General features: G+C 63.6%; 6 protein-coding genes. 4 read left to right on the top strand and 2 right to left on the bottom strand.

What is annotated here, in order from left to right; all coding sequences use genetic code 11:
• Positions 1–187 precede the first annotated feature (187 nt).
• Positions 188–1228 (top strand): S66 peptidase family protein, encoded by a 1041-nt coding sequence (locus tag AC1VWL_RS09895; RefSeq protein ID WP_482986557.1) that lies wholly within the window; start codon positions 188–190, stop codon positions 1226–1228.
• Between the two features lie 49 nt (positions 1229–1277).
• Here AC1VWL_RS09895 and AC1VWL_RS09890 read toward each other — a convergent pair whose 3' ends face one another.
• Positions 1278–2258 carry a tetratricopeptide repeat protein gene (locus AC1VWL_RS09890; protein WP_482986556.1) on the bottom strand — a complete coding sequence of 327 codons (981 nt, stop codon included), beginning with the start codon at positions 2256–2258 and terminating at the stop codon, positions 1278–1280.
• Positions 2259–2463: 205 nt separating this feature from the next.
• On the opposite strand from AC1VWL_RS09890, the gene AC1VWL_RS09885 reads away from it, so the two are divergent.
• Complete coding sequence (locus tag AC1VWL_RS09885; protein WP_482986555.1) at positions 2464–3423, top strand: MBL fold metallo-hydrolase; 960 nt, start codon at positions 2464–2466, stop codon at positions 3421–3423.
• Between the two features lie 48 nt (positions 3424–3471).
• A complete protein-coding gene (locus AC1VWL_RS09880; protein ID WP_482986554.1) occupies positions 3472–3822 on the top strand; it encodes a hypothetical protein in 351 nt (116 codons plus the stop codon).
• Between the two features lie 169 nt (positions 3823–3991).
• On the opposite strand, the gene AC1VWL_RS09875 is transcribed toward AC1VWL_RS09880, so the two are convergent.
• The gene (locus AC1VWL_RS09875; protein ID WP_481534517.1) at positions 3992–4882 is read right to left on the bottom strand and encodes a diguanylate cyclase domain-containing protein; all 891 of its coding nucleotides are present in this window, start codon (positions 4880–4882) and stop codon (positions 3992–3994) included.
• 595 nt (positions 4883–5477) lie between these two features.
• Between AC1VWL_RS09875 and AC1VWL_RS09870 the strand changes: the two genes are divergently transcribed.
• Entirely contained in the window at positions 5478–6362 is an 885-nt protein-coding gene (locus AC1VWL_RS09870) for an acyltransferase (RefSeq protein ID WP_482986553.1), read from the top strand.
• The last annotated feature ends 52 nt before the right edge of the window (positions 6363–6414 follow it).

The following is a 6414-nucleotide window of genomic DNA, read 5'->3' as shown; positions in this document are numbered from 1 at the left end:
CCCCCCCCCGCGCGCCGCGCGCCCCGCCGCGGCGCGCGCCGGTCCCCCCCCGCCCCCCCCCCCCCCGCCCCCCCCGCGCGCGCCCCCCCCCCGCCCCCCCCCCCCCCCCCCCCCCCCCCCCCCCCCCACTACAGGTGGAGCGGCGCGCTGCTACTCTTGGGGCGACATCCCGGGAACAGGTAGCAACATGGATCGACGTCGTTTCATTGGCGGTACGGCATTGGCGGCGGCCTTGCCGCTGATCGGCATGCAGGGCGCATTGGCGGTCGCGCGCGGGCAGCTGCTGGCGGCCGGGCTCAACAAGGGCGACACGGTGGGGCTGGTCAGCCCGTCCTCGGCCAGCAGCGAGCGGCTCAGCCTGCAGTTGGCGCGCGAGGCGATGGAGGCGCTGGGCTTTGTGGTCAAGACCGGCGCGCATTACGCCGCGCGCCATGGCCACTTGGCCGGCACCGATGCCGAGCGCGCCGGCGATCTCAATGCCATGTTCGGCGACAAGCACGTCAAGGCCATCATCTGCGTGCGCGGCGGTTCTGGCGCCGCACGGCTGTTACCGCTGCTCGACTACGACCTGATCCGCGCCAATCCCAAGGTGTTGCTCGGTTATTCGGACATTACCGCGTTGCATTGCGCGATCCAGGCCAAGACCGGGCTGGTGACCTTCCACGGCCAGATCGGCGCAGGCAGCTGGAATCGCTTCAACGTCGACCAATTCGATCGGCTGTTCTTCAAGCGCGAGCTGATGCAGTACCAGAACCGCAGCGAGAGCGACGATGAACTGGTGCCGCGCGACAACCGTACGCTGACCATCCGCGGTGGCAAGGCGGAAGGAGAGTTGATCGGTGGCAATCTGACCGTGCTCACCGCACTGGCCGGCTCGCCTTATCTGCCGGATTTCACGGGCAAGATCCTGTTCCTGGAGGACGTAGCCGAAGCGCCGTATCGCATCGACCGCATGTTCAGCACCTTGAAGCTGATGGGCGCGCTGGACAAGATCAACGGCTTCATCTTTGGTGAGTGCACCGATTGTTCGCCGGGTGACGGCTATGGGTCCTTGACCCTGGACCAGATCTTCGATGACTACATCCTGCCCTTGAAGATTCCGGCCTACCGCGGCGCGATGATCGGCCACATCAAGGAGCAGTTCATCGTGCCGATCGGCGGCAAGGTCGGGATGGATGCCGACGCCGGGACCTTCCGTCTGCTGGCGCCGGTGCTGAGCGGGGCGTGATGCGCGCGACGACGTGGCGCGGTGCGCGCACGTCGTCCTTGCACCGGGCTTATTCTTCTTCGTCGCCTTGCGCGTCTTCGTCCTGATCTTCATCCTCCGGCGACAACCACCAGGCATGGCCGTCCTCGCGCACCGGCTGCGGCAACTCGCGGGTTTCGATCGCGTCCAGATGGCGACTGGCGTTGCCGGCGGCCCAGTCTTTCAACAGTTTCTCGACCGAGAGGCGGCTCTGCGCGGCAATGCCGAGATTGCGTTCGGGCTGCCATTGCGCTTCGCCATCTTCGTTCGGTTCCTGTGCATGGCTGTGCGGCGCGCCGTAACTGCAACGCAGGCAGTAATGGCGGATGCTGCGGGTCCAATCCTCGGCATAGCCGATGCCGGGTGCGCTGGCGCGCAGCAGCGCGTCGATGTCGTCGGCGCTGTCCGCGCGCACGAACACCACGAAGGTCTGGAACTCGGACGGCTCCAGTCGCTCCAGTTCGTTGAATACATGCACCTCGCGCTCGCCATCGAAGCGTGCGCCGGTGGGGGCACCGTCGTGCAGCACGATGTCACCGAAGCGGTGGCCGCTCTCCGGCAGCGGCACGTTGAGGATGCGTGCGCGCACCGGGTCGATGCGGCGCATGAACACCGTCTCGCCGGCACTCCAGGGATTGAGGCGTACCACGGCGACACCGAAGTTGCCGTCGATGGGGCCTTCACCTTCGGGCAGGGTGATATCGCAGGCGGCCCATAGCTCGCGCACTGTCGTCCATTGGCCAAGGCCGGTCGCCGCGATGGCCGCGTTCCAGTGCTGGGCCTGGCTGAATTCTTCCGCCAACGCGATTGCCTGCAGGTTGTCACGCAACGAACCGGCCCATTCCATCTGGTACTTCAACACCAGCCCGCGCATGTAGTGATAGAACGGGTTGTCTGGATGGTGCTGCAGCAACAGGTCGAAATCCCGGGTTGCGCTTTGCAGTTCGCCCTCATCGACGGCGAGGTAGGCCCGGTTGTGGATGCTTTCAAGATCAGGCTGTTCGGAAGTCATTGCGGGCAGCGGTATTGGGGGAATGGATGATCGCATGCGCGCCGTATGCTGCGCAGGCGGGGTACGGGATGCGACCGGCAGTTGCGCGCTTTAACGTGCGGATAACAGCGGTATTGCCAGCATCGTCGGCAATGCGCGTTCGTGCTTTGAGTGTTGGCTGTATCGTGCGTGGCGGTTTTCATCCATGGCTTGCTGGAGCAGCGCAATGAACGACAAAGGTTTGAAGTACATGACATTGGTGGTGGCGATAGCGCTGGCAACGACCGGCTGCGGGAAGCCAGCAACGCCAGACGGCGCGACTACCGCAGCCCCCCCGGCCGCAACGCCGGCCATGGACCCGTCATCGCAAGGCACCCAGCAAGCCTTGAATGTGGAAGTGTTCAATCCCGGCGCGGACGCCATCTTTGCGGTGTCCTCGGAACTGCTGACCGGTGCCAGCGATGCGGTGCTGGTCGATGCGCAGTTCTCCACTGCTGATGCGGCCAAGCTGGTCGAGATGATCAAGGCGTCAGGCAAGAAGCTGACGACGATCTACATCAGTCACGGTGATCCGGACTACTACTTTGGCCTGGAGACCTTGCACGCTGCATTCCCCGATGCGCAGATCCTGGCCACCCCGCAGACCATCGCGCATATCCAGGCCAGCAAGGATGAGAAGCTGAAGATCTGGGGGCCACAGCTGGGTGCCAATGCGCCCAAACAGTTGCTGGTGCCTTCTCCCCTGCAGGGCAACAGCCTGCAGTTGGAGGGGCAGGAGTTGAAGGTGATCGGCCTGGACGGCGCCAGCCCGCAGCGCACGGCCTTGTGGGTGCCATCGATCAGTACGGTGATGGGCGGTGTGCTGGTGGATGCCGGTTCGCACGTGTTCATGGCCGATACGCAGACGCCGCAGTCGCGTCAGGATTGGCTGGCCGCGCTGCAGCAGATCAAGGACCTGGCGCCGGCGCGGGTGATTCCCGGCCACTATGCCGAAGGTGCGCCACAGGACCTGGCGGCGGTTGAGTTCACCGCCAACTACATCCGCGCCTTCGATGAGGAAGCGGCAAAGGCCAAGGATTCGGGTGCGCTGATTGCGGCGATGAAGCAGCGCTATCCGGGTCTGCCAGGTGAGGCATCGTTGGAACTCAGTGCCAAGGTGACCAAGGGCGAAATGCCTTGGAAGTAACGGCGTGATGCAAAATGGGAGCGATATCAACTTCATGGAAGATCATTTTTGAAAAGTCGATTTCTTGCTGTTCTCAGCATCGGCGTCCTGGTTGCAGGTAGCGCCTTGGCCAAGGAAGCCATTCGATTGGACGCGTCTTCCGATGCGGCGGCTGAGTCCAGTTGGGAACGGATGGTCGAGTCAGTCAGTGCTTCGAAAAAGCAGAAGCTCCTGGTCGCCATGCTTCAGATCAATCTGGAGGGTGTGAATTCTGCCTACGAGGTGGCGGGCAATCCGGAATTGCAACGCTTTGGTATTGCCAGGGTGAAGGACAGGGTTGCCGGCCTGGATGCTGATGAGATCATTGCGTTGAGAGGTCGGGCCTCCAATGCCGGGATCCGGATCCAGTCAGTCGAGTAGCGTCCAGTCACGTATGCAGCTGGAACCCATTCCATGCACAGTTTGGGTTCCGGGAACGTTGCGTTCATGCTGCAAGCCGGTTCGGCATCCTCCCGCCAGATGGCCGTTGGGATGCCGAAGTCATCGCTGCTCCACGCACACTGCGTCGGTCCTGGAAGAACTGCCTGGATCAGGAAATCGGGTTGGAGGCGCGATCCGCAGCAGAGTTGGCAAGGCGCTTCTTCGCCTTGGCGGCATACATGGCGGCATCGGCATGGCGCAGCAGGGCATCGGCGTCATTGCCGTCGGCGGGGAAGCAGGCCACGCCCACGCTGGCATCTATCTGTGGCGTGTCGCTGCCCAGGCTCTGCAGCAAGGCCAGCCGCGCACGCAGGGCAGTAGCGATGTTCAGGGCATCACTGGGGCTGGCGCAGGCCGGCAGCACGGCAACGAACTCGTCGCCGCCGACGCGGGCGATAAGGTCGTTCTGGCGCAGGCCATCGCGTAGCTGGCGGGCGGCATCACGCAGCAGGCGATCGCCGGCTTCATGACCATAGCGGTCGTTGGCGGCCTTGAAGCCGTCCAGATCGATGTAGAGCAGTGCCAGCCCGCTGCCGTCACGCGCCGCACGCTCCAGCGCCGCTTCCAGCTCGCGCCGCAGGTGGTAGCGGTTGGGCAGGCCGGTCAATGTGTCGTGGCTGGCCAGATGCTCCAGCTGTCGTTCGATCCCACGCAGGGCGGTTACCTCATGGCCGACGCCGATGCGGATGCCGTATTCCGGCAGCCATTTGGCCGACCATTGGATGTCGACCACGCTGCCATCCTTGCGGATGTAGCGGTTACGGAAGTTGGAGCGTGGCCGGCCTTCCATCACGTCCAGTGCCGACTGCTCGGTGGCGGCGCGGTCTTCCGGATGTACCAGATCCATGATCTGTCGGCCTTTGGCCTCTGCAGGGGTGTAACCGAAGATGGTCTCGAAAGCAGCATTGACCATCAGCAGCTCGCCATCGGGGGCAACCATGCACACTGCGTCGGGTAGCAGATCCAGGACTTCGCCGAGCGGCGGCAACTTGAAGGGCATGGGCAATACGGCAAATACGAAGGTTGGGATTATGCCGCGTCCAGATTACTGCGTATGTCGGGGCGCGACCCACTCCGATCTGCACGCAGCTACTCCAAGGACAGGGGAGGGGGCTGGCCGTTGATGACGGATAAATCCTGAATGCGCGGAGCCAATGGCACGCCTGCCAGCCCCAGTCCGATTCGCTGGCGTGCTGACCAATGCGCCGGGCGGCCAAGCCTGGTAGCTGCCAAGCCCTCCTGTCAGGCACTCGCCACGGCTTTGACGGCGCTTGGGACGGGACCGCCATCGATACTTGCTTCCGCAAGCGCATGTGGCTCCGGCAGGGGGCAGCCGATCAGCCGCCGGCCGTTGCAGGCATCTGGGTCTGGGGCATTCCCATCCGTGGCAGTCCACCGGATGCAGCTGCTGGAGGCGGACTCCAAGGCACCGAGCGGTGCGGGACCGGCAACTTCCAGTGGCCGGAAATGGCGGTGATTGCCGGGCATTGCGCGATGTTGCCGGGTCCTGCCAACCGTTCGAGATGAATCCTGACGCGACGGTTTTGCTACCCTGTGCTTCTTTGGGTTCTGGGGTTGCTCCCCGCGGTTACTCCATGGTGTGGTTGCGTGTAGCTCTGATTTTTCCGTTGATCGTGATCAATACGCTGGCCCATTGCCTGCCGTTGTTCGTGGTGGCGTTGTTCAAGGCGGTACTGCCGCTGAAGTCGGTGCGCCGCGCCTGCAATCCGCTGCTGACCGGGCTGGCTGAAAGCTGGATCGCGGTGAACAGTGCAATGATCCATGCGTTCACCGCGACCCGTTTCACGGTCAGCGGCACCGAGGGCCTGGAGCGCGATGGGCATTACCTGGTGCTGGCCAATCACCAGAGTTGGGTCGACATCCTGGTGCTGCAGAAAGTATTCAACCGTCGCATCCCGCTGCTGCGTTTCTTCCTGAAGCGCTCGCTGTTCTGGGTGCCGGTGCTGGGCCTGGCCTGGTGGGCGCTGGATTTCCCCTTCATGGGCCGCTACAGCCGCAAGCAGATCGCCAAGAACCCGGAGCTGGGGCGGCGCGACATGGAAGTGACGCGCACGGCCTGCGAGAAGTTCGCCAGCATTCCGGTGTCGGTGATGAACTTCGTCGAAGGCACCCGCTTCACGGCTGCCAAGCACGCCGCGCAGACCTCGCCGTTCAAGCACCTGCTCAAGCCAAAGTCCGGCGGTGTGGCCTTCGTGCTGGACGCGATGGGCAAGGGCCTGCATGCCTTGCTGGACGTGACCATCGTTTACCCCAAGGGCATCCCTTCGATGATGGACCTGATGGCCAACCGCCTGCCGGAAGTGAAGGTGCTGGTGCGCAAGTTGCCGATCCCCGCCGAGTTCATCGGCCGCAACTACCAGGAAGACCGCAACTTCCGCGCCCAGTTCCAGCAATGGATGAATGGCTTGTGGTTGCAGAAGGATGAGGACATCGCCCGTCTGCTCGAAAGCAAGGCTTGATCACCACCATCGTTGAAAACAAAGGCCCCTGACGGGGCCTTTGTTGCTTTGC

Source organism: Stenotrophomonas sp. STEN063, assembly GCF_056854515.1.
This window is presented reverse-complemented; position numbering and strand designations above follow the sequence as displayed.